Raw genomic sequence first — 24,957 nt, 5'->3', positions numbered from 1 at the left:
CGGTCCCATTCCGAACCCGGAAGCTAAGACCCACAGCGCCGATGGTACTGCACCCGAGAGAGTGTGGGAGAGTAGGACACCGCCGGACAACACTTAGCACTGAGGCTCCGACATCACCGTCGGAGCCTCAGTCATTTAACTACCGAAACGGTTGCGGCCGGCTTTCCCTACAATGGGAAAGGTCGAAAGCCGAGTTCGGGCTATCAACACAGGTAAACAGCGAGAGCGTCCGGCACATCGTCAGGTCAGCTCATGACGAGAGGAATTGTGCTGCCATGGCTGATCGGGAACCGTTCCGCGAACGCGGAGAAAACCCACGTAAGGATAACCGTCGGGGCGGAGAGCGTCAGGGCGAAGGCCGAGGCGGCGAGGGCCGCAGCGCGGCACCCCGTCGTGGAGATTCCGGACCGCGCGGCGCCGGTGGAGCAGCTAGCGATCGGGGCGCCGGTCGACGCAACCCTGAGTCCGGCGACCGGCCCCGTTACCAGGAGCGTACTGACCGCGGTTCCGGCCGTCCGGCACGTGAGGGTGGTTTTTCCCGTGAGGGTGGGCCGCGTCGTGAGGGTGGTTTTTCCCGTGAGGGTGGGCCGCGTCGTGAGGGTGGTTTTTCCCGTGAGGGTGGGCCGCGTCGTGAGGGTGGTTTCTCTCGCGAGGGTGGGCCGCGTCGTGAGGGTGGTTTCTCTCACGAGGGTGGGCCGCGTCGTGAGGGTGGTTTCTCTCGTGAGGGTGGGCCGCGTAAGGACTTCGGCGGGGCCGGCAGAGGATCGGACGCAGGTAGCCGGCCAGGCTGGAAGGACCGCGAAGGGCAGCGTGGCGAAGGCCGCCCTGCTCAGGGCCAGGACCGCCGCAACACCGGCGACGCTGGACGCCGCTGGGAGCGGCCGGCAGGCGGAGACAATCGATCGCGCGATGCAGGCACCGAGCGGCGTTCGTACCGCGACAGTGGCAACAGCGGTTTCTCCCGTGGGACGGGCTCGCGTGATGCTGGGAGCTCTTCGGGCCGGAGTGGGTTCGAACGCAGCGACGAGCGTAGATCGGGCCGGGGTTACAGCGACGACCGTCGTCAGGGGCGGACCTATTCTGATGGCCCCCGCGGAGGGGACCGTCGGGAGACAGGCGGCGAACGTCGTCCCGAGCGATCGCCACGGGAAACCGGCAGCGAGAATGAGCAGTTCGCCCGTCCGCACAATGCCCGCGATCTTCGCAGCGCCAACCGGCCCGACCGTGAGCGTTCACCGGAGATCGATGAGGATGTCACCGGCAGCGAGCTGGACAAGATCACGCGTGCAGAAATCCGTAACCTTGAGGAGCGGAGCGCTCTCTGGGTAGCCAAGCACCTCGTGATGGCGGGCCGGCTTATCGATGATGAGCCCGAGCTGGCCTTCCAGCACGCACTCGCTGCGAGCCGTCGCGGTGGACGCCTGGCGGTGGTCCGTGAAGCGGTGGGTCTCACCGCATACGCTGCCGGCCACTACGGGGAGGCTCTCCGGGAGTTCCGCACGTACCGCCGAATCAGCGGGTCCAATGTCCACCTGCCGGTGATGGCCGACTGCGAGCGTGGCCTCGGACGTCCCGACCGCGCTCTCGACCTCGCCAAATCCGAGGATGCCTCGTCGCTCGACGCCGCCGGCAAGGTGGAGCTTGCAATAGTCGAGTCTGGTGCGCGCACCGACCTCGGTCAGCTCGACGCGGCGGTAGCGGCGCTCGAAATTCCTCAGCTGACGAAGAACAGGGCGTTCAGCTACAGCCCGCGTCTGTTCCGTGCATACGGGGACGCCCTCGCTGCGGTGGGCCGGACCGAGGAAGCTGCCTCCTGGCACCGCCAGGCGGAGATAGCCGAGAATGCGCTCGGCGTGGGAGCATTCGCCGACCCCGACATCATCGATCTCGTCGGCGACGAGGAATCTGCGGAGCTGGATCGTACAGCTGCGCGGGGAACCGTCCAGAGTGTCGGTACCCCGCTCGAGGAAGCAGCCACTGCAGACGAGACAGCAACCGTTTCCGAAACCCCGGAACTGGAGGACAAGGACGAGAACAAGGACGAGGACACTGTTGTGATCGAGGAGCCGCGGGATGACCAGTGATGCGGTCGAGGCTCCGATTGCAAGCCGCTACGGTGCGGTTCTTGCCGACCTCGACGGAGTCGTCTACGCCGGGCCCTCAGCTATCCCGGGTGCCACGGAGGCGCTGGAGAAGCTAGGGGGAATCGGCGTCGCCCTGGCATACATCACCAACAACGCATCCCGCTCCTCCGCGGACGTGGCGGCGCACCTCCGCGAGCTGGGAGCGCCGGCAACCGCGGAGCAGGTCTTCGGATCCGCTCTTGCAGGTGCCGAGTTGCTCGCGACCCGCCTGCCGAAGGGCGCAACTGTCCTCGTCACTGGCAGCGCCATCCTGGCGCAGCACGTCGCAGACCAGGGGCTCGTACCGGTAACCAGCGCCGATCCGACTCCCGATGCGGTCATTCAGGGATTCGAGCCCACCCTCGGCTGGAAAGACCTCGCTGAAGCCGCCTTCGCGGTTGCGGGGGGAGCTCTGTGGGTTGCGACCAACACGGACATGTCCATCCCGCAAGCGCGTGGGATCGCTCCCGGCAATGGTTCCCTGGTAGCCGCAGTAAGCGCCGCGACGGGACAGTCGCCTCTGGTCGCGGGAAAGCCGGAAGCGCAGCTCTTCAAAACGGCAGCGGAGCATCTGGGGGTGGAAACGGCCCTGGTGGTCGGCGACCGGTTGGACACCGACATACTCGGCGGGAATCGGGCGGGCATGGCGACTGCGCTGGTTCTGACCGGTGTCGACACAGCAGCCAACGCTTTGGCGGCGGTCACCGACGAGCGCCCGGCCTATCTTTTCGCTGACCTCGGCCAGTTACACAGGCCGTACCCGGAAGTCCTTCGGCAGGACGGGACCTTCACCTGCGGTGAGGCTTACGCCAAAGTCGAGGACGGCGTCGTCATCATGGGTGGCGGGCGTGAGAACCTGGACGCCTGGCGTGCAGGGTGCGCAGCATGGTGGGCAGCGTGCCCTCAACAGGATGCCGCAACGCTGCCCAAGCTCGAATTCGCGGACGAGTCGAGTCGCTGAGAACGTGAGGAGCGAGCGTGGAAGCCACTGAGCCAGCCCCCGCGGAGCAGGATCCGACGACAGGCAGTGAGCCTTCCGGGTATCCGGAGGTGGCTCCTACCGGCGACGCTTCGGTTGATGGCGTGCTGCATTCCCTGACTGCCGTTCCCACAGCCGACGACGCCGCCCGGCATGCGCTCTATGAGCGGCTCCATGACGACCTCCTCGCTGAGTTGAACAGTGAGCAGGCCTGACGGTGGCACGTCTTGATCAGGCGCTGGTGTCCCGTGGGCTGGCGCGCTCAAGGTCCCATGCAGCGCAGCTCATCACGGCGGGCCGCGTGCTGCGTTCGGGGACTGTCCTGACCAAACCCTCCGCCGCGATCTTGGACACCGACGAGCTGATGGTGTCGGAGGGGGAGAGCCCGGACTACCTCAGCCGCGCCGGGCACAAGCTCGACGGCGCTCTTGCCGCCTTCACGAGTGTTGATGTTGCGGGCAAGCGGTGTCTCGATGCGGGTGCATCCACCGGCGGCTTCACAGATGTGCTGCTCCGCCGGGGAGCCACCGAGGTGGTGGCGGTGGACGTGGGTCACGGGCAGCTGGTCGATCAGTTGCGGGACGATCCGCGCGTCGCCGTCCATGAGGGCCTCAACGTCAGGTTCCTCGAGCCGGACCACATTGGGGGACAAGTCGACCTCACTGTGGCCGACCTCTCTTTCATCTCCCTGACGCTCGTCATGGAGCCGCTTGCGCGGGCGACACGAAGCGGCGGTGACCTCGTGCTGATGGTCAAGCCGCAGTTCGAAGTAGGTAAGAGCGCCCTCAGCCGGACCGGGGTCGTGACCGATGAGGAGCAGCGGCGCGGCGCCGTCGTCGGCGTGGTCCGATCAGCGCTCTCGGCGGGTCTTGATGTGGAGGGTGTGGCGCGTAGCCCACTTCCGGGTCAGAACGGAAATGTGGAATTCTTCCTGTGGATGAAGGTGCCCGGCGGGCAGATGGTGCCTAGGATCGATAGCGACGCAGTTCGGCTGGCGCACGAAATAGTGGACGGCAGCGGCGCGTTCGGCACCATCGGTACTGCGTGAGGCCGTCCCCACCTGATACAACGGAGCGTGATGACTAGACGCATACTGGTACTCGCCCACACCGGCCGCCATGACGCCATGGCTGCTGCCCAGGAGGCCTGTACCCGGCTTCACGCCGCCGGACTGACCCCGGTGATGCGCGGAGAGGAGCTCCGGGATATCCAATCGGAGTACGGCACGCTTGCAGCGCCTACCGAGACCCTTGGCGACGACGTAACTCTGAGCGACGTCGAGCTGGGCATGGTGCTCGGCGGCGACGGGACAATCCTCCGTGCCGCAGAACTGGTTCGCGGCACGGAGGTTCCACTGCTCGGTGTGAACCTCGGCCATGTCGGCTTTCTGGCCGAGAGCGAGCGTGCCGACCTTGCAGAGGCCGTTCGCTGGGTCGTGGACAAGGACTACACCGTCGAAGAGCGGATGGCCATCGACGTGCAGGTCTGGCGCGGTGATCAGCTGGCTGCGCGGACCTGGGCTCTCAACGAGGCGGCAATCGAGAAGGCCAATCGGGAACGCATGATCGAAGTGGTGCTCGAGGTGGACGGCCGGCCGGTGAGCTCATTCGGTTGCGACGGGGTCGTGCTCGCCACACCCACCGGTTCCACCGCGTACGCCTTTTCCTCCGGCGGCCCGGTTGTCTGGCCGGAGGTCGAAGCGCTCCTGGTCGCGCCGATCAGTGCTCACGCATTGTTCGCCAAGCCGCTCGTCGTCGCCCCAACGTCACTGCTCGCGGTGGAAATCCTGACCCGCACAGACGCCTCAGGCGTGCTGTGGTGCGACGGACGGCGCACAGTGGATCTGCCGCCGGGCGCGCGCGTTGAGGCTACCCGTTCCGATATCCCGGTCCGGTTGGCGCGCACACACCAGACGCCGTTCTCCGAGCGACTCGTCCGCAAGTTCGAGCTGCCCACACAGGGTTGGCGCGGGCCGGTCACACACGACGGTCAGCCTGCCCGATGATCGAGGAAATTCGCATCCGCGACCTCGGAGTCATTGCTGACGCGACGCTCGCTCTAGGGCCCGGGTTCAGCGTTGTCACGGGAGAGACCGGCGCGGGCAAGACCATGGTGCTGTCTGCCCTGGGCCTGCTGATGGGGGCCCGGTCCGACGCCGGCGCCGTCCGCCTCGGCGCACGGAACGCCTCAGCTGAGGCCCTGCTGCGCGTGAATCCGGAGGGCGCTGCCGCCCGCCGGGCGGTGGAAGCCGGAGGAGAGCTTGAAACCGACGACGACGGCGGCGCGGGGTTGATCCTTGCCCGTACCGTGAACAGCGACGGCCGGAGCCGCGCCTACGTCGGCGGGAGGTCGGCCCCCGCAGGCGTCCTCGCGGAGGTGGGGGAGAAGCTCGTGGTGGTCCACGGACAGTCGGACCAGCTGCGGCTCCGCAGCTCAGCGGCGCAGCGGGAGGCATTGGACAAGTTCGGCGGCACTGGTCTCCGTGACGCCCTGGCTGCGTATCAGGCGACCTACGCGCGGTGGCGCGACGTGACGGCGGATCTTGAGTCGCTGAGAAGCGCTGAGCGGGACCGCCTCCGGGAGGCAGAGTCGCTGCAGGCAGCGCTCGAGGAGATTGACGGCATCGACCCTCAGGCCGGTGAGGACGAAGCCCTGAAAACCGAAGCGATGAAGCTTGGCAACGTCGAGGAGTTGCGGACGGCGGCCGCGGCGGCCCATTCCGCGCTCGTATCGGGTGAGTTTCCTGAAACGGGCGACGCCACCACGCTGGTTGATGCAGCGAAACGGCAGCTGGAAGCGGTGGGTGCCCACGATGCCGAGCTGGGCTCCCTTGCGGCGCGGCTCGCCGAGGTGGGCTACATCCTGGCCGATATTTCCACTGAACTGGCCGGTTACGCGGCGTCTCTGGATTCGGAGGGTCCGGAGCGACTCGCTGAGGTGGAAGCCCGCAGGGCGGATCTGAATGTCCTGATCCGCAAGTACGCTCCCTCGATCGATGAAGTGATCGCCTGGGCAGATACAAGCCGCGCACGGCTGAATGAGATCAGCGGTGACTCCGACCGCATTGACGGCCTGCAACAGGAAGCCGGTGCGCTCCACGAGCAGTTGATCGCTGAGGCGCAGGAGCTGAGCGGTTTACGTCGGGTCGCCGCCGAGGAGCTAGCCGTCAGGGTGAGCGAGGAGCTCACCGCCCTCGCCATGCCCGATGCGAAACTCATCATCGATGTGACCTCCGGCGACACGCCCGGCGCGCTCGGGGCAGACGAGGTCTCCTTCTCGCTGCAACCCCACGCCGGCTCCGCGCCGCGCCCGCTGGGCAAGGGCGCCTCCGGCGGTGAACTATCGAGGGTGATGCTCGCCATCGAGGTGGTGCTTGCCGCCGTCGACCCCGTCCCGACCTTTGTCTTCGACGAAGTGGACGCCGGGGTCGGGGGAAAGGCAGCCGTGGAGATCGGGCGGCGCCTTGCCATGCTCGCGCAGCACGTCCAGGTGGTGGTGGTCACCCACCTTCCGCAGGTGGCCGCCTTCGCGTCCCATCACATCCGGGTCACCAAGACCCGGGCAGCCGATGGCGGCTTCACTGCCAGCGACGTCGAGGTCCTTCCGGAATCGGAACGTGTACGGGAACTCGCGCGCATGCTCGCCGGTCAGGAGGAGTCGGCCAGCGCGCAGGCGCACGCTGAGGAACTGCTGCTGGATGCAGCACGGACCGCCGCCAGGTGATAGGCTCGAACTCCGTGGTGCAGCAAACAATCTCCCGGTTCCAAAAGTCCGCCAAGACTACCAAGCACATCTTCGTCACCGGTGGTGTGGCGTCCTCTCTCGGTAAGGGACTGACGGCTTCGAGCCTCGGGCACCTGCTGCGGGCGCGTGGTTTGTCTGTAACCATGCAGAAGCTGGATCCGTATCTCAACGTTGATCCCGGCACAATGAATCCCTTCCAGCACGGCGAGGTCTTCGTCACCGACGACGGCGCGGAAACCGATCTGGACATCGGCCACTACGAACGCTTCCTCGATGAGAGCCTCGACGGGTCGGCGAACGTCACCACCGGCCAGGTGTACTCCACCGTTATCGCCAAGGAACGCCGCGGAGAGTACCTCGGAGATACCGTGCAGGTCATCCCGCACATCACCGATGAGATCAAGCGCCGCATGCGCCTGCCCGCGGAACCGGCCGCCGGACGCAAGGTTCCGGACGTCATCATCACCGAGATCGGCGGCACCGTCGGCGACATCGAGTCCCAGCCCTTCCTTGAGTCCGCACGCCAGGTCCGCCAGGACATCGGCCGGAACAACGTGTTTTTCCTCCACGTCTCGCTGGTGCCGTACATCGGTCCTTCGCAGGAGCTCAAGACCAAGCCCACGCAGCACTCGGTCGCGATGCTGCGTTCCATCGGTATCCAGCCTGACGCGATCGTCATCCGCTCCGACCGCGAGGTGCCGGACGCGATGCGAGAGAAGATCGGCCGGATGTGCGACGTCGACGTTGATGCCGTGATCAACGCCGCTGACGCCCCGAGCATCTACGACATCCCCAAGACTCTCCACGCCCAGGGACTCGACGCGTACATCGTTCAGGCTTTGGACCTGAAGTTCAAGGACGTTAACTGGACCAAGTGGAACAAGCTTCTCGATGCCGTGCATCACCCGAAGCACCACGTCGAAATCGCACTGGTCGGCAAGTACATCGACCTCCCGGATGCCTACCTCTCGGTCACCGAAGCCCTCAGGGCCGGCGGATTCGCCAATAAGGCCAAGGTACAGATCCGTTGGGTGCCCTCGGATGATTGTGCGACGCCTGAAGGTGCCGCCAAGGCGCTTGAGGGCGCGGACGCGATCTGCGTTCCCGGCGGCTTCGGAATCCGTGGTCTCGAGGGCAAACTCGGTGCCCTCCGTTATGCCCGTGAAAGCGGCGTTCCTACGCTCGGCCTCTGCCTGGGACTGCAGTGCATGGTGATCGAATACGCCCGCAACGTTGTGGGCCTTCAGGGCGCTTCTTCCACTGAGTTCGACCCGGACACCGAGTTCCCGGTCATCGCAACAATGGCAGAGCAGTTGGAAATCGTCGCCGGTGAGGGCGATATGGGCGGCACCATGCGCCTCGGCCTGTGGGACGCCTCGCTGAAGGACGGCTCGGTGATCGCCAGGACCTACGGCCGAACGAGCGTCAGCGAGCGTCACCGTCACCGCTACGAGGTGAACAACGAGTACCGGGAGAAGCTCGAGGCTGCCGGTCTGGTCGTTTCTGGCACCACGACGGACGGCAAGCTGGTCGAGTTCGTTGAGCTGCCGGCCCAGACCCACCCGTACTATGTCTCAACCCAGGCACACCCCGAGCTGAGTTCCCGGCCCACACGTCCGCACCCGCTGTTCGCCGGGCTGGTCAAGGCCGCGCTCGCGCGGCGGGGCGTCAAGGCGTAGGCGTGGAACCGGGTCCGTTCGACGCCGCGGTATCGGATCGGCAGAGCCCGCGCCGGTTGCTGGACTCCGCCACGGTCTTCCCCGGCAAGATCTGGGACGTGGTCAGCGAGACCTTCCAGCTCGATGCGGCTGGGGAGCCGATCACCCGCGAGTACATCCAGCACCCCGGTGCCGTGGCGATCCTCGCGATGGACGGTGAAGAACGCGTCCTGCTGCTCCGTCAGTACCGTCACCCGGTGCGGATGGACCTGTGGGAAATCCCTGCCGGACTGCTTGACGTCGACGGGGAGGACTTTGTAGACGCTGCGGCGCGTGAGCTTGCGGAGGAAGCCGATGTTGCGGCGGGTACCTGGCACGTCCTGACGGATCTTTTCCTATCGCCAGGGTCCTCGAGCGAAGCGCTCCGCATTTACCTCGCCCAGAACATCACCGAGGTGCCTCACGCGGAGCGGCATACCCGCACCCATGAGGAAGCCGAGATCGAGTTCGCCTGGGTGCCGCTGCAGGACGCCGTGCAGGCTGTGCTCGAAGGGCGTATCCATAGTCCTTCCGCTGCGGCCGCTGTGCTCGCTGCCGCGGCGGCCAGACAGTCCGGTTATCGATCCCTCCGTCCCGCCGATGCTCCGTGGCCGGAACATCCCAGCCAGCATGGAACGTGGCCTCAGGGCCCTGTACTGCGGGACTGACCCATGGGCGAGGGCGGGCAGGCCACAGTGCAGGACGAGCTTTCCTCGACCGTTCCCGGACGGCTCATCAGCGAGTACCTCCAGCACATGCTCGTGGAGCGCGGCCTGTCTGCGAACACCCTCGCCGCCTACCGCCGCGACCTGCTGAGGTACCACCGTTTCCTCGTCTCCCACGGCGTGGACTCGATGGCTGCAGTTACCCGCCAGCTGGTCTCTGCCTTCGCGCAGGGTTTGGCCACCGGAGAGGACGGACAGGCACCGCTGAGCCCGCGCTCGGCCGCGCGCACCGTGGTAGCTGTCCGCGGACTGCACCGCTTCCTCGCACTTGAAGGAACGACGACGGCGGACCCCGCCGAAGATGTTCATCCGCCTACCGCGGGGCAGCGGCTGCCGAAAGCAATTTCCGTTGAAGAGGTGACGCGGATCCTCGAAGCCGTTGATACATCCACTCCGGCCGGACTTCGGGACCGCGCGTTGTTGGAGTTCCTCTACTCGACCGGGGCCCGTATCAGCGAGGCCGTGGGCCTGGACGTCGACGACGTGTCCGTGGATGCAGCGCTGGACGGTCCCGCCGTCGTCCGTCTCTTCGGTAAGGGGTCGAAGGAACGGCTGGTTCCGTTAGGCTCCTACGCGGCGCGGGCGATCGATTCCTACCTCGTGCGTGCCCGTCCCGCGCTAGCAGCGAACGCATCCGAGCGGACCAGCGCGCCGGCCCTGTTCCTGAACCTCCGCGGCGGCCGCCTGAGCAGGCAGAGCGCGTGGACCATCCTTCGGGCTGCCGCCGAACGCGCCAAGGTATCCGGCGAGGTCTCACCCCATACCCTCCGCCATTCCTTCGCGACGCACCTGCTGCAGGGCGGGGCGGATGTCCGGGTGGTGCAGGAGCTTCTCGGCCATGCCTCGGTGACCACCACCCAGGTGTACACCCTCGTCACAGCTGACACACTGCGGGAAATCTATGCCGCAGCGCACCCGCGCGCCCTTTAATGGGTAGTTAATCGGCAATTGGTAGTTATTCGGCGCCGCCTGTAACCCCATCCGGGATGCCGGAAACAAGAGGGGTATGGACAGGACACATACACCAGGGGGGACAGTATTGCAGCGATACGATGACGTGTTCGCCGCGCTACACAGGGAACACCGCGACCGCGTGTTTTCCTTCATTCACCGCCGAGTCAGTAGCCGGGAAGCATCCGAGGAACTCACCAACGATGTATTCCGCATCGCCTGGCAGCGGAATCCGGACGCTGCTGACGTGACGCCGGCGTGGCTGCTCACCGTGGCCCGCAACGTCATCGGCAATGAATACCGTCGTCGTGAACGCGCAGAGCACCTCATGCAGCGGGTTCGGGACTCGGTCGTCATAGCCGCCCGCGCCGGTAACGGTGCGCAACAGCAGGCGGTTGCCGATTCATTGTTGCGACTGCGGGAGAAAGAGCGCGAGATTCTTCTGCTGGCCTACTGGGACGACCTGTCCATTACTGAGATCAGTGAGGTGCTCGGCTGCAGCGCCTCAGCTGCCAAAGTTCGACTGCACCGGGCTCGCGCCGCGTTTGCAGAGATGATGCCTGCCGCTGTGATGGCAGAGGAAGGTGCCTGAGATGGACCGCATAGAAAACCTGATCCGGGGCCTTGACCCCGTGCGCGCCGAACGTGAGTCCGAGGATTCACCAACAGAAATCATTGCTTTCCCGGCTGATGCTGGCGACCGAAAGTCCGAACTCACCATGAACACTGAAACTATCCGCAGCGAATACAGGACCGGAATCGATCCGGAGCAGGAGAATGACGCCTTCAGCGACGACCGCCCCGTTGTTGTGCCGATGCGTCGCCGCCGTCGGATGGCGGCTTTTGTAACAGGCGCTGCCGCAGCGGCAGCCGTAGCCGGCGCGGTCGTCGTGGGTGGTTCCCTCGGTACGGAGGCGCCGCCACCGGCAGCAACCGCTGACCCGACGCCGACGGTCCAGCCTACGCCGACCGCAGAGCCCTCCCAGGAAGCAACGGTGAATCCATCGCCTGCTCCGGAACCGACGGTCGATCCGACCGGTGAACCCGGCGCCGAACCGACAGGAGCGCCAACCGGACCGCCAGCGGATGAGGGGTGCCGGGTAGAGGACGTCGACCGCGTCACGGAGCAGGGGAGCGACTTCATGGGTATGACGCCGTTCGCCGCGGATCCCGGGCACTACGACGTTGTCGGGTGCACCGCTGACTGGATGGCTATGGAAGTGACCGATGAGGGTTTCGAAGCCAACCCGCAGGACGGCGGCAATACCTGGTTCTACATCGCCCATCGTGTTGATGGACAGTGGCTGGTGGAGCTCGCCAATTACAGCACCATCGTGAACTGGGATTTCCTCCCCGTGCCGGAGGGAAGCACTCCCCAGGAAGCCATGGATCAGCAGTTCATCCAGGTAGGGCTTCCAGTAGAGCTGCGGCCGGAACTGGTCGGAGAGGGTCCTGCCGGAAACTGACACTCGATCAATGTGACAGTCCTGCTCCTGCGCACCGCTGAGGTGCGCGGGAGCAGAACTTCGCTCCGCCGGATGACGTTCGCACATTCCGTGTGCCGCAAGGAAACGGTGCCGTGGAAAAATGGGGGAGATGAGCGACGCCCCATCAAACGACTCCGGAGATCGTGACCCAGCAGGGGGTCTTACCGCCGCAGAGATTCTCGCCCGGCGTCTGGATCGGCCGATGGGGGTTCTCGGTCTTGTTTTCCTCTTCGTTGTCCTTGGCCAGCTTCTGGCTACCGATCCGGGTCTTGTCCTGGCGCTCACCGTTGCCGGATGGGTGTTCTGGGCGGTCTTCGTTGCCGAATTCCTGCTTCGTGCTTACATTGCGCGGTTCAGCTCGGCTTTTTGGAGAAAGAACTGGTGGCAGGTCATCTTCCTGCTTGTGCCGTTTCTCCGTTTTGTGCGGGCACTCCAGGCTGTCCGCCTTCTGCGCCTTGCCAGAGTGGCCCGCGTCGGCGGAATTCTCTCCGCAGGTGTACGCGGCTCGCGGTCGGCGGGGAGGCTGCTCTCAAGCAGAATCGGCTGGATGGCCGCAGTCACCGCCGTCGTGATCCTTGCAACCAGCCAGCTGCTCCACGCAACAGGCACGCACTCGGCGTACGGCGACGCCCTTTATGAGACGGCCATGGCGACCATCACCGGCAGCGGCATCACGCCGAACAGTGCGTTCGCCCGCATAGTGCAGGTGCTTCTCGCCGTCTATTCGATCGGCGTCTTCGCTACGCTAGCCGGCTCTTTAGGTGCCTTTTTCCTGCGAGAGGATGATCGTCGGCGATCCTAGCCGACCGGTTCAAGTCCCTCTGCACTCCGAGACTAAACTTGATTCTCATGACCCCACGCAGAGTCGCGCTGTGCTTCCTGTTCCGGCAGACCGCCGCCGGCCGGGAAGTCCTGCTGGGGATGAAGCGCTCCGGTTTCGGCACTGGTCGAATCGTGGCCCTCGGCGGCGGAATCGAACCCGGAGAATCCGCCGGAGAAGCCGCTGCGCGCGAAGTCCACGAGGAGTCCGGCGTCGTCGTGAAGGTCGCAGATCTTGTGGAACTGGGCCCGGTCCGGTGGCGTTTTCCGGTCAAGCCTGTCTTGGATATGGACGCCGTAGTCTTCACCACCGAGCGGTTTTCCGGGCACCCCGCCGTCACGGATGAAATCGACCCCTGCTGGTATCCGGTGGAGCAGGTGCCGTGGGACGGCATGTGGGACGACGCAAAGCACTGGCTCGGCCACGTGCTCCGCAGCCAGCCGCTGAATGTGACCGTGACACTCAATCCGGATAATGAGACGGTGGCGACCGCCGACTTCGATTAGCCGGCAGGAGGGCGGGGAGTACCGTCGACTGCCGCCGCAATGATCTCGCCCAACTCCTTCGGCCGGGTGAACTGCGGCCAGTGTCCGGTGGGCAGGTCGACGTACTCAACGTCCTTCATCCGCCCGAGCTCCGCGACGTAGGGATGCCCCTGCGCCACCCATTCCTGCAACTGCGCAGAAGGAAACTCACAGGCGATGACGGTGGCCGGAACGTCGTAGCGGCGTTCGTCGGACAAGTGCTGTGGATCGCAGGCGACGCCGCGGGGCTGGGGAACTGCGCGGCGCCGGAAGTCGGCGCGCAGCTCGTTGTTCAGGTCGACGAGATCCTCGTCATCGAAGACCTCCCACGGTGGCAGCGGTATCTCATCGCCATCCGAGGGCAGCCCATCATTGATCACGCCGTCCTGGCCGAGAGGACCGCTGTCCACGTAGATGGCCCTGACAATGCGTTCCGGACGCGCGTCCGCCACGCCGTGGATGATGGCTCCTCCACCGGAATGACCCACGAGCACCACAGGATCGGCGATGTCATCCACCACCGATACGACGGCGTCGATGTGGGTACGCAGGCCGATCCCCTCCCGCGGAGCATCCACCGCTTCCAAGCCGGGAAGCGTGAGGGGATGAACGCGGTGTCCCGCAGCAGTGAGGGGCGGTGTCACCTCCGACCAGGAGGAAGCGTTCAACCAGAAACCGGGAACCAGAATGATGTCCATGTCCGGAAACCCTACCGGGAGCGTCCGTTCACAAGAACGGATTCTCCTAAATTGAGGACAGCCACTGTCCGCGGGCTAGGAGAGGTGTCTTTCGTCCGCGCCGTTGTAGGCTGCCAGCGGCCGGATCAGAGAGTTCGCTGCGCGCTGCTCCATGACGTGTGCGGTCCAGCCTGCAATGCGGGCGGCAATGAACAGGGGCGTGAACATCGCGGTGTCGAACCCCATGAGGTGGTACGTGGGACCCGCGGGATAGTCGAGGTTGGGCTTGATGCCCTTCGCCTCCTGCATCGCCGTCTCCAGCCCGTCATACAGACCGAGGATCTCCGGACGCCCATAGTGCTTGACCATCGCGTCGAGGGCCGCCTTCATGGTGGGAACCCGTGAATCACCGTTCTTGTAGACACGGTGACCGAATCCCATCACCTTCTTCTTCTGCGCGAGGGCTTCTTCCATCCAGGCCCTGGCTCGGGCAGTCGCGTCCTCCAGGGACTCATCCGCCTGAATGCCGATTTCCTCGAAGGTGTGCATGACGGCTTCATTCGCTCCGCCGTGGAGTGGTCCCTTCAGCGCGCCGATGGCTCCGGTGACCGCCGAATGAAGGTCGGCGAGCGTGGACGTGATCACTCGTGCGGTGAACGTTGAGGCATTGAATGAGTGTTCGGCGTAGAGGATCATCGACGTGTTGAAGGCCTCAACGACCTCCGGTGCCGCCTCCTCACCGAAGGTCATCCAGAGGAAATTGGAGGAGTAATCCAGGTCTTCGCGTGCTTCCACCGGTTCGAGCCCGCGGCGGCGCCGCTGGTCATAGGCAACGACGGCGGGAAACGCCGCCAGCAGCTCCGTCGCCTTCTCCAGTTCGGCTTCCGGCGAGGAGTCCTCCGCCTTGGGGTGGTTGGCGCCGATCACGGAGACAGCCGTACGGCCGACATCCATCGGGTGGCAGCTGAGCGGCAGCAGATCGATGGCGGCCTTCACATTATCGGCCAATGCACGCGAGGGGCGCCCCTGCTGGCGGAACTGCTGCGCCTCAGCTTCGGTGGGGAGTTCACCGTGCCAGAGGAGCCAGGCGACGTCTTCGAATTTCAGGGCACCAGCAAGCTCCTGGACCGGGTACCCGCGGTACAGCAGCGAGTTGGTCTCCGGATTGACCTTCGAGATTGCGGTAGTGTCCGCAGTGACTCCGGCGAGGCCCTTGTAGATCTGGGGTTCGGTCATGCGTTGACTCCTTTGTCTATGGTGTCCGGCGCGTGCCGGGGTGTCTCACTGTCCGCCGGGCACCTGGAAGTTGAACACTGAGGTGTCGAATCGGTTGTACGCTTCGTAATCGACGAGCTCGTAGAGCCGTGCGCGGGTCTGCATGGAGCCAACGGCGGCCCCCTGGGTGCCGTCGGCCTTGATCGTCTCCAGCGTACGCTCCGCCGCGCCCATCGCACTACGGAGCAGCGTCACCGGATAGATCACCATGTTCACTCCCACTGATTCAAGGTCGGCAGTAGTGAAGAGCTCGCTCTTCCCGAACTCGGTCATGTTCGCCAGGATCGGCACATCGACCGCCCGGCGAATGGCCTCGAATTCCGTGAGGTCCCGCATCGCCTCGGGGAAGATGGCGTCTGCCCCGGCGTCGACCAGCGCTTTTGCCCGGTCCTGCGCGGCAGTGAGGGTGTCGGTGCCGCGAATGTCCGTTCGGGCCATGATGAGGAAGTTGCCATCACGCCGTGCATCGGCAGCTGCCCGGATGCGCTTGACGGCGGTGTCTTCGTCAACAACGTTCTTGCCGTCGAGATGACCGCACCGTTTCGGGTTGTACTGGTCCTCAATGTGGCAACCTGCCAGGCCGGCGTTTTCCAGCTCCTGGACCGTCCTGGCAACGTTCATCGGCTCGCCGAAACCGGTGTCAGCGTCCACCAGCGCGGGGAGGTCGGTCATGCGGGCGATCTGGCCGGCCCGGGTGGTGACTTCCGTGAGGGTCGTCAGACCAATATCCGGCAGACCGAGGTCGTTCGCCAGGACCGCGCCGGAGATGTAGACGCCGTCGAACTCCTTGTCTTCGATCAGCCGCGCGGACAGCGGATTAAAGGCCCCGGGAAATTGCTGGAGACGGCCGCTTGCCAGTCCGGCCCGCAGGACCTTCCGCTTCTGCTCGGGCGTTACGGAGGAGTACAGCATCTAGAACAGTCCTTTCGGTGATCCTGCTGCCAGGAGGTCGACGGCGGCGGCCAGGTTCAGCTGGTCGAGCTCGTCGGGCGTGAGCTCGGGCAGGCGCTGTACCGCGTCGAGGAACCGGTCAAGCTCAGCGTCCTTCACCACGCCGGCGGAGAGCGTACGTAGCTTTCCGATGTACTGCTCACGTGTGAAGGGGCGTGCTCCGAGCGGATGTGCATCGGCGACGGCGATCTCATCGATGATGACGGTGCCGTCGGCCAGGGTGATCTCGACCCGTCCACCGAAGGCTTTCTCGCTGATGTCCAGTGAATGGTAGCGCCGGGTCCACTCCGGGTCCTCCACGGTGGTGACCTTGTGCCACAGCTGAACGGTGTCAGCGCGGGAGGCCCTTTCCGGGGCGTACGAATCGACGTGATGCCAGCGGCCGTCCTGCAGCGCAACCGTGAAGATGTACGGAATTGAGTGGTCAAGCGTCTCGCGGGACGCGGCAGGATCATATTTCTGGGGGTCGTTCGCTCCGGAGCCGATCACGTAGTGCGTGTGGTGCGATGTATGGATCCGGATGGATTCAACCCGCGCCGGATCGGTGACCTCCGGATGGGCAGCGTTCAGCCGGCGCGCGAGGTCGATCCAGGCCTGGGCCTGGTACTCGGCAGAATGTTCCTTGGTGTAGGTGTCCAGGATCGCCCGCTTCGGTTCGCCGGCGGCGGGCAGCGGAACCTCATACCTGGCGTCGGGGCCGTCCAGCAACCAGGCGATCACGCCGTCCTCGCCCTCATAGATCGGAGTCGGGGAGGTCTGCCCCCGCATGGCCCGGTCCACGGCTTCGACGGCCATCTTGCCTGCGAACGCCGGGGCATGCGCCTTCCACGTCGAGATCTCGCCCTTGCGGGACTGGCGGGTTGCCGTCGTCGTGTGCAGGGCCTGGCCTACGGCCTGGAAGATGGTCTCCGCGTCGAGCCCCAGCAGTGTACCGATGCCGGCCGCCGCGGACGGGCCCAGATGCGCGACATGGTCGATCTTGTGCTTGTGCAGGCAGATTGCCTTGACCAGGTCCACCTGGATCTCGTATCCAGTGGCGATGCCGCGGAGCAGGTCGGCTCCCGAGGCGCCGGTGTGCTGGGCTACTGCGAGTATCGGCGGGATGTTGTCTCCCGGGTGGGAGTAGTCGGCGGCGAGGAAGGTGTCATGGTAGTCGAGCTCACGGACTGCAACGCCGTTTGCCCAGGCAGCCCATTCGGGCGAACTCTTCGCACCGATTCCGAAGAGGGTGGCGCCGCGTCCGTTGACTGAGACCGGGTGGCTCAGCGCCTGCGCCCGCGCGGCGACGATCGGTGCACGGGACAGCGAGGCGATGGCGACTGAGGCGTTGTCGATGATCCGGTTGATCACCATGTCGGCGACGTCGTCGTCGACCCCGACCGGATCCGTGGCAACCTCGGCGATCTTCCAGGCAAGTTGACCGCTTCGGGGGAGGTTTTCCTCGCTGCGGTGCACGCGGACGGGATGAATCTCAACCATGATGGGCTTCCTCTCGGGTGGCGGTGATGTGTGCTCGTGCAGCGAGCAGATACTGCAGGCTGTTGTGGAGGTGGACTTTGGTGGAGGCAACGGCGAGGTCGCCGTTGGCCTGCGTGATTGATCTGGCGATCTGTGCGTGTTCGGCTGCGGAGGCCGTCAGGCGTGCAACGTCATCCTGCGCCAGCCTGCGTACGCGGCTCAGGTGCGTGCGGAGCTGCTTCTGAGCCTGGAGGAGATAAGGATTCGCCGCGGCGGCGTCAATGGCGGCGTCCAGTTCGGCGACCAGTTCGTAGTACCGGCGCTGTCCGGTGTCCGGGCTCCGGATGAGCGACGACGCCGATTCGAACCGCAGGGTCAAGCCTTCGAACAACTCCCGGTCCCCGTGAGCAGCCGCGAGGGCAGCGGCCGTGCAGTCCAGCGGAATTCGGACGGCGAATAGCTCCGCAATTTTCTCCAGCGAGACTTCGCTGACGACGACGCCGCGTCCGGCGTGGGCTTCCGTCAGCCCTTCCGCCGTCAGCCGCGAGAGCGCCTCGCGGAGAGGTGTCCGTGAGACACCGAGCCGGGCAGACTGCTCAACTTCGGCGAGCACCGCACCGGGTGCAAGCCGCCAATCCATTATGTCGGAGCGCAACGCCTGGTAGGCGCGGTCACTTGCCCGCATCTGCCTGCTCCTTCGCTCGTCGCACTTGTTCCAATGTATACAACGCAGTGGGCAGGATCAACGGAGGCGTGCGAGAGAGGGATTTTCCTCCCGGTTCTGTATACAGACAAACGACGGTGGCACCGTCCGGGCGGTGCCGCCGTCGTCGTCAGGTGATGGTCCTTTCAGGCCTCCTGCGGGTACTTCTCCTGCACCGCCGCCCAGTCGCCGGTCTGGGCGATCGGGTCCATCCAGAGGACTTCCCACGAATGGCCGTCCGGGTCGGCGAAGGTACGCGAACGCATGAAGCCGTAGTCCTGCGGCTTGCCCTCCACGGCACCCGCGCCGATCGCCCGGTCGACCAAACCGTCGATTTCCTCGGGGGTATCTACGCTGATGGCATTGAGAACGGCGGAGGTGTTTGAGGTGTCGGCGATCTGCTTGTCGGTGAACTGCTGGTAATGCTCGTGCGTCAGGATCATGACATAGATGGTGTCGCTGATGACGATGCAGCCGGCGTTGTCGTCGCTGAAGGCCGGGTTCAGGCTCCAGCCCAGGCTGGTGTAGAACTCCTTCGACTTCGGAAGGTCCTTCACGGGGAGGTTGATGAAGACGCTGGTGGTCATGGTGCTCACTCCTTGATGAGGGTTTCGGCGGCGTGAATGCTCGCTTACCCAGTAGACGGCGGCGACGTCGGGAAATCATCGGTTCCGAAGAAAACTTCCGCCGAACTTCGTGTTGTCCCGGCTCCCGCCGATACGCTGAAGGGCATGCAGCCAGCAATGGAGACGGGACAAGTAGGTCTTTCCTCAGGAACGTCAGTCCAGGACCTCGAAAGCTACCGCAGGGAACTGACCGGCTACTGCTATCGGATGCTGGGATCCGGCTCCGAAGCGGAAGATGCCGTGCAGGAGACCATGATCAAGGCATGGAACAACCGCAACGACTTTAACGGGCGCTCCTCCACCCGGACGTGGCTCTACAAGATCGCCCACAACGTCTGCATCGACATGCTGCGCAGCCCGCAGCGGCGTGCCCGGCCGATGGAGTTAGGTCCGGCGACTCCCACGTCGGAAGCGGTGCTCGGAGCGCCGCTGCCCGAAAGCGCGTTCGTCCAACCCATCGCCGACAGCAAGGTCATTGATCTCAACGCCGACCCCGCCGACATCGCCCTGGCCAAGGAGTCAGTCCGGCTCGCCTTTGTGGCAGCGTTGCAGCACCTGCCGCCGCTGCAACGGTCGGTGCTGATCCTCTGTGAGGTGCTCGCCTGGAAGGCCAGCGAGGCGGCCGATCTACTGGAACAGACGGTAGCCGCCGTCAACAGCGCCCTGCAGCGCGCGCGGAAGACTCTCGCTGCGCGCCGGGGCCCGGCGTTGATGTCCACCATGGACAGCAAACACACCGTGCTGCTTGAGCAGTACGTGGAAGCCTTCGAGACGTACAACATCGATCGGCTGGTGTCCCTGCTGCGGGATGATGCCGTGCTGTCGATGCCGCCGTTCAACCTCTGGCTCAGTGGGCCGGAGGATTGCGCGGCGTGGTTCCTGGGCAAGGGAATCGTGTGCAAGGACAGCCGCCTTATCCCCGTGACGGTGAATGGAACCGCAGGGTTCGGCGCGTATCACCCTGTGGAACCTGGTCTGTGGGAGCCGTTTGCTATTCAGGTCATCGAGGCGGCAGATGGCCGCATCGTGGGCCACCACAACTTCCTGTATCCGGAACTGTTCCCGGCGTTCGGGCTTCCGGACAGGGTTGACGAGCGTTAGCCCCTAGCGGGCCCAGCTGTACTCCAGTTCAGGCCGTCCGCGCGTTCCATAGCGCGGCATTCGACGCGCCGACCCATTGTCGGCCAGGTGCTCGAGATACCGCCGTGCTGTCACCCGGGACAATTCCAGCGACGATGCCACCTCCACCGCGGAAACCGGGGCGCTCGCCGTCGACAGGAAGGAAACGACGGCGCGCAGAGTCTCCTCGGATAATCCCTTGGGCAGGCTTCCCTGCGACGGCGGACGCAGGGCCGCGAGGGCATTGTCGACTTCTGACTGCGTGGTGGACGAAGCCTGCGCCTGCAGGTTCTCCCGGAACTGCCTGTAGTTGCCCAGCTTCTCGCTGAATGCCGAATAGGTGAACGGCTTGATCAGGTACTGCACAATTCCTGATGAGATGGCAGACCGGACCACTCCAAGCTCACGTACGGCCGTAATCGCGATGATGTCCACGGTGCTGCCTGAGCCGCGGATCCGACGGATGATGTCAAGGCCATGCAGGTCCGGAAGGTTCATATCGAGCAGCACCAGATCGATGGTCTCGGCGCCTGCGTCTGACTGCCTGCGGACCATGGCGAGGGCATCGGAGCCGGTACCTGCAGTACCGACGAGCTCAAACCCCTCAAGACGGCGGACGTACAGGGCATGCGCTTCGGCTGCAATGGGGTCATCCTCCACCACCAGCACCCGGATGGGGTGGCTCGAGATGCTGCTACCCATTCGGCAGTTCTCCATGCGTCCTCAGCTGGGCCGGCTGCTCATTCGGCCTGCCCGGAAGGGGGGAGGCGCCCGCCGGGAGAAGGACAGTGAAACATGCGCCGCCGTCGTTCAAGACGGTGATGGTTCCGCCTAACCGGTGCACGGCCTGGCGTACCAGGGCCAGGCCCAGTCCGCGGGTTCCGGCCGCTCCCTTCGAAGTGGAGCCGAGCGTGAAGACATTACCGAGTTGTGCATCGTCCAGGCCCGGTCCGGTGTCGCTGACCTCGATGACGATAGTGTCGGCGTCTTCACCGGCAGTGTGGATGGACAGGGAGACGGACCTGTCTTCCGAAGCTGCGGCGGCGTCGAACGCGTTGTCCAGCAGGTTACCGACGATCGTGACCAGATCCCTGGGGTCCATTCCGCGGGTTTCCAGTGTCTCAGGTACGTCGATTGACAGCTGCAGTCCGCGTTCATTGGCCTGCGCAGCCTTACCGACCAGCAGTGCGGTGATGAAGGGTTCGTCAATGGCCGCAACCACCTCATCGGTGAGTTGCTGGGACTGCTGAAGGTCTCGGGTCGCGAACTCAAGGGCGTCCGACCGCCGGTCGAGTTCAATCAGGGACACGATGGTGTGCAGCCGGTTGGCGTGCTCGTGGGTCTGGGCGCGCAGTGCTTCGGTCAACGTGCGCATGGTCTGGACTTCATCCGAGAGAGCCTCAAGTTCGGTGTGGTCGCGGATCGTGGTCACCGTTCCCAGCGGCTTCGTTCCGGACGCTGGGATGGCCGGTTCCTGGTTGACTACCAGCACACGATCGTCAGTGACATGGATTTCATCCATTGCCCTGCGTCCGCTCATCAACAACTCCTGTATCGAGGGGGAGAGGCCGACGTCGGAGGCCGGCTTCGGTTCGCCCGGAACCGAGGAGGGCAGGTTCAATAGCGCTGCGGCCTGATCGTTGTAGAGCACGAGGTCCCCGCGGAGGTTGGTCAGTACCAGTCCGTCCCGGACTGAATGCAACACAGAGTCGTAGAACACGAACATCCGGGAGAGCTGCTCGGTGCCGAGGCCGAGGGTTGCCCTGCGCAGATGACGGCTGAGCAGCAGGGAGACAATCGTGCCGGCCGTCAGGGCGCCGGCGGCAATGAGCCAGACGAGGGGGAGCTGCGCGTTGCGCGCGATGGAGACCGTATCCACGGTGACGCCGGCAGAAACGAGCGCGGTGACGTCGTCGTCCTCTGCTCGTATCGGAACGATTGCCCTGACCGAGGGTCCGAGAGTACCGGTAAATACCTCTGTATGCGGGTTACCGGCAAGCGCCTGGTCGACGGACCCGATGTAGCGTCCACCGATCTCGCTGATGTTGCGGTGGGTATACCTGGTCCTGTCGGTATCCATGATGGTGATGAAATCGACTCCGAGATCATTCATCACTTCCGCTGCATAAGGCTGCAGCAGGTCGGACGGTTTCGGAGCCTGCACCGCCTCCAGTACATAGGGATCATTCGCGAAGGTCGTTGCAACCGCGAGCATGCGCTGGGAAGCTGCGTCAAACGTGCTGTCTTCGGCATCGAGGTAAAGCACCCACGAGATGGTGGTCGTCAGGGCGAGGACGAAGACGAGCTGCCCGATGAAGAACTGCCGGGCCAAACTCCAGTTCCTCATGCGTCTTCCACTCCTTTCGCCTGCGGCTCCCGTCCTGGATTTGCGGACGGCTCAGCTTGGGTTGCATGGGCCGGCGAACAGTATGAACGCAATGGTGACCCAAATCACTGTATCGCCCACGATGAATAGGAACCGGCCGATGGGCCGCCTACCAGCATAAGGAGTAACAGCATGGCGAAGATGCCTGCACAGTCTGCCGCTTCGGTCGACAAGCCCCGTAAGAGGGTGGATAAGACCCACACCCTCTACATTGCGGTCATCGCCGCCGTCATCCTCGGCGCCATCCTGGGTCTCGTCGCGCCGGAGGTGGCCAAGTCGATGAAGCCCATCGGCACTGCCTTCATCGGCCTGATCAAGATGATGATCGCACCGATCATCTTCTGCACCATCGTGCTCGGTATCGGATCCATCGCCAAGGCCGCCACGGTCGGCAAGGTCGGCGGACTTGCACTCGGCTACTTCATGCTGATGTCCACCTTTGCGCTCGCCATCGGCCTGGTGGTCGGCAACATCATCCAGCCCGGTGAAGGCCTGGATATTTCCGGTGCCAGCTATGAGACCGATGACACGAAGTCGGAAGGCACCGTCGACTTCCTGCTCGGCATCATCCCGGACACCCTGCTGTCCTCACTCACCGGAACCAGCATTCTGCAGACCCTCTTCGTAGCCCTGCTCGTCGGTTTCGCGCTGCAGAAAATGGGAACCGCCGGCAAGCCGGTCCTCCGCGGCATCGGCCACATCCAGGCCCTCGTGTTCCGCATCCTCATCATGGTCATGTGGCTCGCTCCGATCGGAGCATTCGGTGCCATCGCCGCCGTCGTCGGTGAAACCGGCGTCCAGGCCATCGTCAGCATGTTCACCCTGATGGCCGCGTTCTACGTCACCTGCATCATCTTCATCGTGGTCATCCTCGGTGGGCTGCTCAAGATGGTCACCGGCATCAACATCTTCAAGCTGATGAAGTACCTGGCCCGCGAGTACCTGCTGATCTTCTCGACGTCATCCTCGGAAGCAGCGCTTCCGCGCCTCATCGCCAAGATGGAGCACCTCGGCGTCTCCAAGCCGGTAGTCGGCGTCACGGTTCCCACCGGCTACTCCTTCAACCTCGACGGCACCGCGATCTACCTCACCATGGCCTCGCTCTTCGTGGCCTCCGCACTGGGTACCCCGCTGGCCCTGGGCGAGCAGATCTCGCTCCTGATCTTCATGATCATCGCTTCAAAGGGCGCTGCCGGCGTCACAGGCGCCGGCCTGGCAACCCTGGCAGGCGGCCTTCAATCACACCGCCCCGACCTCGTGGACGGCGTCGGCCTCATCGTCGGCATCGACCGCTTCATGTCGGAAGCACGCGCCCTGACCAACTTCACGGGCAACGCCGTTGCCACCCTGCTGATCGGTACCTGGACCAAGGAAATCGAGCGCGGTCAGGTGGACGAGGTACTCGCCGGCCGTCTGCCGTTCGACGAAGCGACCATGAGCGCCGGACACTTCGAGGACGATCACGCTGACACTGTCGAAGACGGCGCCGAGACCAGGACCGACATTGCGGAGGGCCACCTCGCCGGACGCGACGGAGACAAGGTAGCAGCCACCCGCTGACCTTCCCGGCACGAGTCGACACATCCATGACTTGGCAGGACACACCCCTGATGCACCATCAAGAGGGGAGTGTCCTGCCAAGTCATTCTGCGGGGTAGAACCCTCAACGTTGAAGCTCAGGTTGAGACTAAAGGCTCGCGGTTCGGCCACCGGGTATTTCCACTGATCAACCGAACACCGGTTGTAACGTGGTGAAGCAAGCGAGCAGTACCAGTTACTGGACAAGCACTAGACGGAAGCGTGGATAGATACGTGAGTAGCGAACAGGGTTCCACAACTCTGAAGGACGCAACCGACTCAGAGATTGGCCCCACCGGACGTCCGGTCACAGAATTCCCCGAACCACCGGTCCTGGCCTCCCACGGGCCGGCCCGTGTCATCGCCATGGTGAACCAGAAGGGCGGCGTCGGCAAGACCACGTCGACTATCAACCTTGGCGCTGCGCTCGCCGAAGCAGGCCGCCGCGTCCTCCTCGTGGACTTTGACCCCCAGGGCGCGCTCTCTGCAGGGCTGGGCACCAACCCGCACGAGCTTGATGTCACCGTCTACAACGTCCTGATGGACCGCAAGGTCAACATTGAAGACGCCATCCAGCACACCGGCGTCGAGAACATCGACCTTCTGCCCGCGAACATCGACCTGTCGGCCGCTGAAGTGCAGCTTGTCAACGAAGTGGCCCGCGAGCAGGTCCTGGACCGCGCACTGCGGAAGGTCGAGGATAACTATGACGTCGTTCTCATTGACTGCCAGCCCTCGCTCGGCCTCCTGACAGTGAATGCGCTGACCGCTGCCCACGGCGTCATCATCCCGCTGATCTGTGAGTTCTTCGCCCTGCGTGCCGTTGCGCTGCTGGTCGAGACCATCGAGAAAGTCCAGGACCGCCTGAACCCGCGCCTGCAGGTGGACGGCGTCCTGGCGACCATGTATGACGCCCGTACCCTTCACAGCCGTGAAGTGATCGCGCGCCTCGTTGAGGCATTCGGTGACAAGGTCTTCGAGACGGTGATCAAGCGCACCATCAAATTCGCCGACGCCACAGTTGCCGCCGAGCCGATCACCACCTACGCCGGCAATCACTCCGGAGCGGACGCGTACCGCAACCTCGCCCGGGAACTGATTTCCCGCGGCGGCGCACCGTAGTCCGCTCCTCCG

At 64.6% G+C, this 24,957-nt stretch carries 25 protein-coding genes and 1 rRNA gene; 17 read left to right on the top strand and 9 right to left on the bottom strand.

Translation table 11 applies throughout. The features are described 5' to 3' along the window. A 5S ribosomal RNA gene (rrf, locus tag AC5RU3_RS07155) occupies positions 1-88 on the top strand; the annotation flags it as partial. Positions 89-245: 157 nt separating this feature from the next. Here the strand turns inward: rrf and AC5RU3_RS07150 are convergent. After that, a complete protein-coding gene (locus tag AC5RU3_RS07150; protein ID WP_493965135.1) occupies positions 246-1,187 on the bottom strand; it encodes a hypothetical protein in 942 nt (313 codons plus the stop codon). Positions 1,188-1,343: 156 nt separating this feature from the next. Here AC5RU3_RS07150 and AC5RU3_RS07145 point away from each other — a divergent pair, with 156 nt between their 5' ends. The 13 genes from AC5RU3_RS07145 to AC5RU3_RS07085 all read left to right on the top strand — a co-directional run bounded on the left by AC5RU3_RS07145 (position 1,344) and on the right by AC5RU3_RS07085 (position 13,032). Continuing rightward, entirely contained in the window at positions 1,344-2,084 is a 741-nt protein-coding gene (locus AC5RU3_RS07145; protein ID WP_493965134.1) for a hypothetical protein, read from the top strand. Beyond that, entirely contained in the window at positions 2,074-3,084 is a 1,011-nt protein-coding gene (locus AC5RU3_RS07140) for an HAD-IIA family hydrolase (RefSeq protein ID WP_493965133.1), read from the top strand. The genes AC5RU3_RS07145 and AC5RU3_RS07140 overlap by 11 nt, the downstream gene beginning before the upstream one ends. A gap of 17 nt (positions 3,085-3,101) precedes the next feature. Next, the gene (locus AC5RU3_RS07135; RefSeq protein ID WP_493965132.1) at positions 3,102-3,317 is read left to right on the top strand and encodes a hypothetical protein; all 216 of its coding nucleotides are present in this window, start codon (positions 3,102-3,104) and stop codon (positions 3,315-3,317) included. A 2-nt stretch (positions 3,318-3,319) separates the two neighbouring features. After that, positions 3,320-4,150 carry a TlyA family RNA methyltransferase gene (locus AC5RU3_RS07130; protein WP_493965131.1) on the top strand — a complete coding sequence of 277 codons (831 nt, stop codon included), beginning with the start codon at positions 3,320-3,322 and terminating at the stop codon, positions 4,148-4,150. A gap of 30 nt (positions 4,151-4,180) precedes the next feature. Continuing rightward, on the top strand, positions 4,181-5,107 hold the full coding sequence (locus AC5RU3_RS07125) for an NAD kinase (protein ID WP_493965130.1): 927 nt from the start codon (positions 4,181-4,183) through the stop codon (positions 5,105-5,107). Then, positions 5,104-6,825, top strand: a complete 1,722-nt coding sequence (gene recN, locus AC5RU3_RS07120; protein WP_493965129.1) for a DNA repair protein RecN — start codon at positions 5,104-5,106, stop codon at positions 6,823-6,825. The genes AC5RU3_RS07125 and recN overlap by 4 nt, the downstream gene beginning before the upstream one ends. Next, positions 6,822-8,525, top strand: coding sequence for a CTP synthase (gene pyrG, locus AC5RU3_RS07115; RefSeq protein ID WP_493965128.1), 1,704 nt, complete (start codon positions 6,822-6,824; stop codon positions 8,523-8,525). The genes recN and pyrG overlap by 4 nt, the downstream gene beginning before the upstream one ends. A gap of 2 nt (positions 8,526-8,527) precedes the next feature. Next, positions 8,528-9,211 carry an NUDIX domain-containing protein gene (locus AC5RU3_RS07110; protein WP_493965127.1) on the top strand — a complete coding sequence of 228 codons (684 nt, stop codon included), beginning with the start codon at positions 8,528-8,530 and terminating at the stop codon, positions 9,209-9,211. A gap of 3 nt (positions 9,212-9,214) precedes the next feature. Continuing rightward, positions 9,215-10,198 carry a site-specific tyrosine recombinase XerD gene (gene xerD, locus AC5RU3_RS07105; RefSeq protein WP_309071186.1) on the top strand — a complete coding sequence of 328 codons (984 nt, stop codon included), beginning with the start codon at positions 9,215-9,217 and terminating at the stop codon, positions 10,196-10,198. Between the two features lie 109 nt (positions 10,199-10,307). Next, positions 10,308-10,811, top strand: a complete 504-nt coding sequence (locus AC5RU3_RS07100; protein WP_493965126.1) for an RNA polymerase sigma factor — start codon at positions 10,308-10,310, stop codon at positions 10,809-10,811. A gap of 1 nt (position 10,812) precedes the next feature. Next, complete coding sequence (locus AC5RU3_RS07095; protein ID WP_493965125.1) at positions 10,813-11,685, top strand: hypothetical protein; 873 nt, start codon at positions 10,813-10,815, stop codon at positions 11,683-11,685. Positions 11,686-11,815: 130 nt separating this feature from the next. Further along, positions 11,816-12,508 (top strand): hypothetical protein, encoded by a 693-nt coding sequence (locus tag AC5RU3_RS07090; protein WP_493965124.1) that lies wholly within the window; start codon positions 11,816-11,818, stop codon positions 12,506-12,508. A 47-nt stretch (positions 12,509-12,555) separates the two neighbouring features. Further along, on the top strand, positions 12,556-13,032 hold the full coding sequence (locus tag AC5RU3_RS07085) for an 8-oxo-dGTP diphosphatase (RefSeq protein ID WP_493965123.1): 477 nt from the start codon (positions 12,556-12,558) through the stop codon (positions 13,030-13,032). On the opposite strand, the gene AC5RU3_RS07080 is transcribed toward AC5RU3_RS07085, so the two are convergent. The 6 genes from AC5RU3_RS07080 to AC5RU3_RS07055 all read right to left on the bottom strand — a co-directional run bounded on the left by AC5RU3_RS07080 (position 13,029) and on the right by AC5RU3_RS07055 (position 18,701). Continuing rightward, positions 13,029-13,748 (bottom strand): alpha/beta fold hydrolase, encoded by a 720-nt coding sequence (locus AC5RU3_RS07080; RefSeq protein ID WP_493965122.1) that lies wholly within the window; start codon positions 13,746-13,748, stop codon positions 13,029-13,031. The two genes, AC5RU3_RS07085 and AC5RU3_RS07080, sit on opposite strands and share 4 nt — an antisense overlap. Positions 13,749-13,823: 75 nt before the next feature. Then, positions 13,824-14,963, bottom strand: coding sequence for a bifunctional 2-methylcitrate synthase/citrate synthase (locus AC5RU3_RS07075; protein ID WP_493965121.1), 1,140 nt, complete (start codon positions 14,961-14,963; stop codon positions 13,824-13,826). 45 nt (positions 14,964-15,008) lie between these two features. Then, positions 15,009-15,914 (bottom strand): methylisocitrate lyase, encoded by a 906-nt coding sequence (gene prpB / locus AC5RU3_RS07070; RefSeq protein ID WP_309071179.1) that lies wholly within the window; start codon positions 15,912-15,914, stop codon positions 15,009-15,011. Continuing rightward, the gene (locus AC5RU3_RS07065) at positions 15,915-17,432 is read right to left on the bottom strand and encodes an MmgE/PrpD family protein (RefSeq protein WP_309071178.1); all 1,518 of its coding nucleotides are present in this window, start codon (positions 17,430-17,432) and stop codon (positions 15,915-15,917) included. Beyond that, positions 17,425-18,096: a GntR family transcriptional regulator gene (locus tag AC5RU3_RS07060; protein WP_309071177.1), complete on the bottom strand. Its 672-nt coding sequence runs from the start codon at positions 18,094-18,096 to the stop codon at positions 17,425-17,427. Before AC5RU3_RS07060 ends, AC5RU3_RS07065 begins: the two co-directional genes overlap by 8 nt. 164 nt (positions 18,097-18,260) lie before the next feature. Beyond that, positions 18,261-18,701 carry a VOC family protein gene (locus AC5RU3_RS07055; protein WP_309071176.1) on the bottom strand — a complete coding sequence of 147 codons (441 nt, stop codon included), beginning with the start codon at positions 18,699-18,701 and terminating at the stop codon, positions 18,261-18,263. 144 nt (positions 18,702-18,845) lie between these two features. Between AC5RU3_RS07055 and AC5RU3_RS07050 the strand changes: the two genes are divergently transcribed. Beyond that, the gene (locus tag AC5RU3_RS07050; protein WP_493965120.1) at positions 18,846-19,841 is read left to right on the top strand and encodes a sigma-70 family RNA polymerase sigma factor; all 996 of its coding nucleotides are present in this window, start codon (positions 18,846-18,848) and stop codon (positions 19,839-19,841) included. A gap of 3 nt (positions 19,842-19,844) precedes the next feature. Here the strand turns inward: AC5RU3_RS07050 and AC5RU3_RS07045 are convergent, their stop codons facing one another. Beyond that, complete coding sequence (locus AC5RU3_RS07045; RefSeq protein WP_309071174.1) at positions 19,845-20,561, bottom strand: response regulator; 717 nt, start codon at positions 20,559-20,561, stop codon at positions 19,845-19,847. Beyond that, positions 20,554-22,206 (bottom strand): sensor histidine kinase, encoded by a 1,653-nt coding sequence (locus AC5RU3_RS07040; protein WP_493965119.1) that lies wholly within the window; start codon positions 22,204-22,206, stop codon positions 20,554-20,556. The genes AC5RU3_RS07045 and AC5RU3_RS07040 overlap by 8 nt, the downstream gene beginning before the upstream one ends. A 171-nt stretch (positions 22,207-22,377) precedes the next feature. Between AC5RU3_RS07040 and AC5RU3_RS07035 the strand changes: the two genes are divergently transcribed. Continuing rightward, a complete protein-coding gene (locus AC5RU3_RS07035) occupies positions 22,378-23,805 on the top strand; it encodes a cation:dicarboxylate symporter family transporter (protein WP_309071172.1) in 1,428 nt (475 codons plus the stop codon). Between the two features lie 252 nt (positions 23,806-24,057). Next, on the top strand, positions 24,058-24,945 hold the full coding sequence (locus AC5RU3_RS07030; protein ID WP_493965118.1) for a ParA family protein: 888 nt from the start codon (positions 24,058-24,060) through the stop codon (positions 24,943-24,945). Positions 24,946-24,957: the final 12 nt, after the last annotated feature.

The organism is Arthrobacter sp. MDB1-55 (assembly GCF_059092925.1).
The sequence above is the reverse complement of the archived record's forward strand: the minus strand, read 5'-3'. Positions and strand labels throughout refer to the sequence as shown.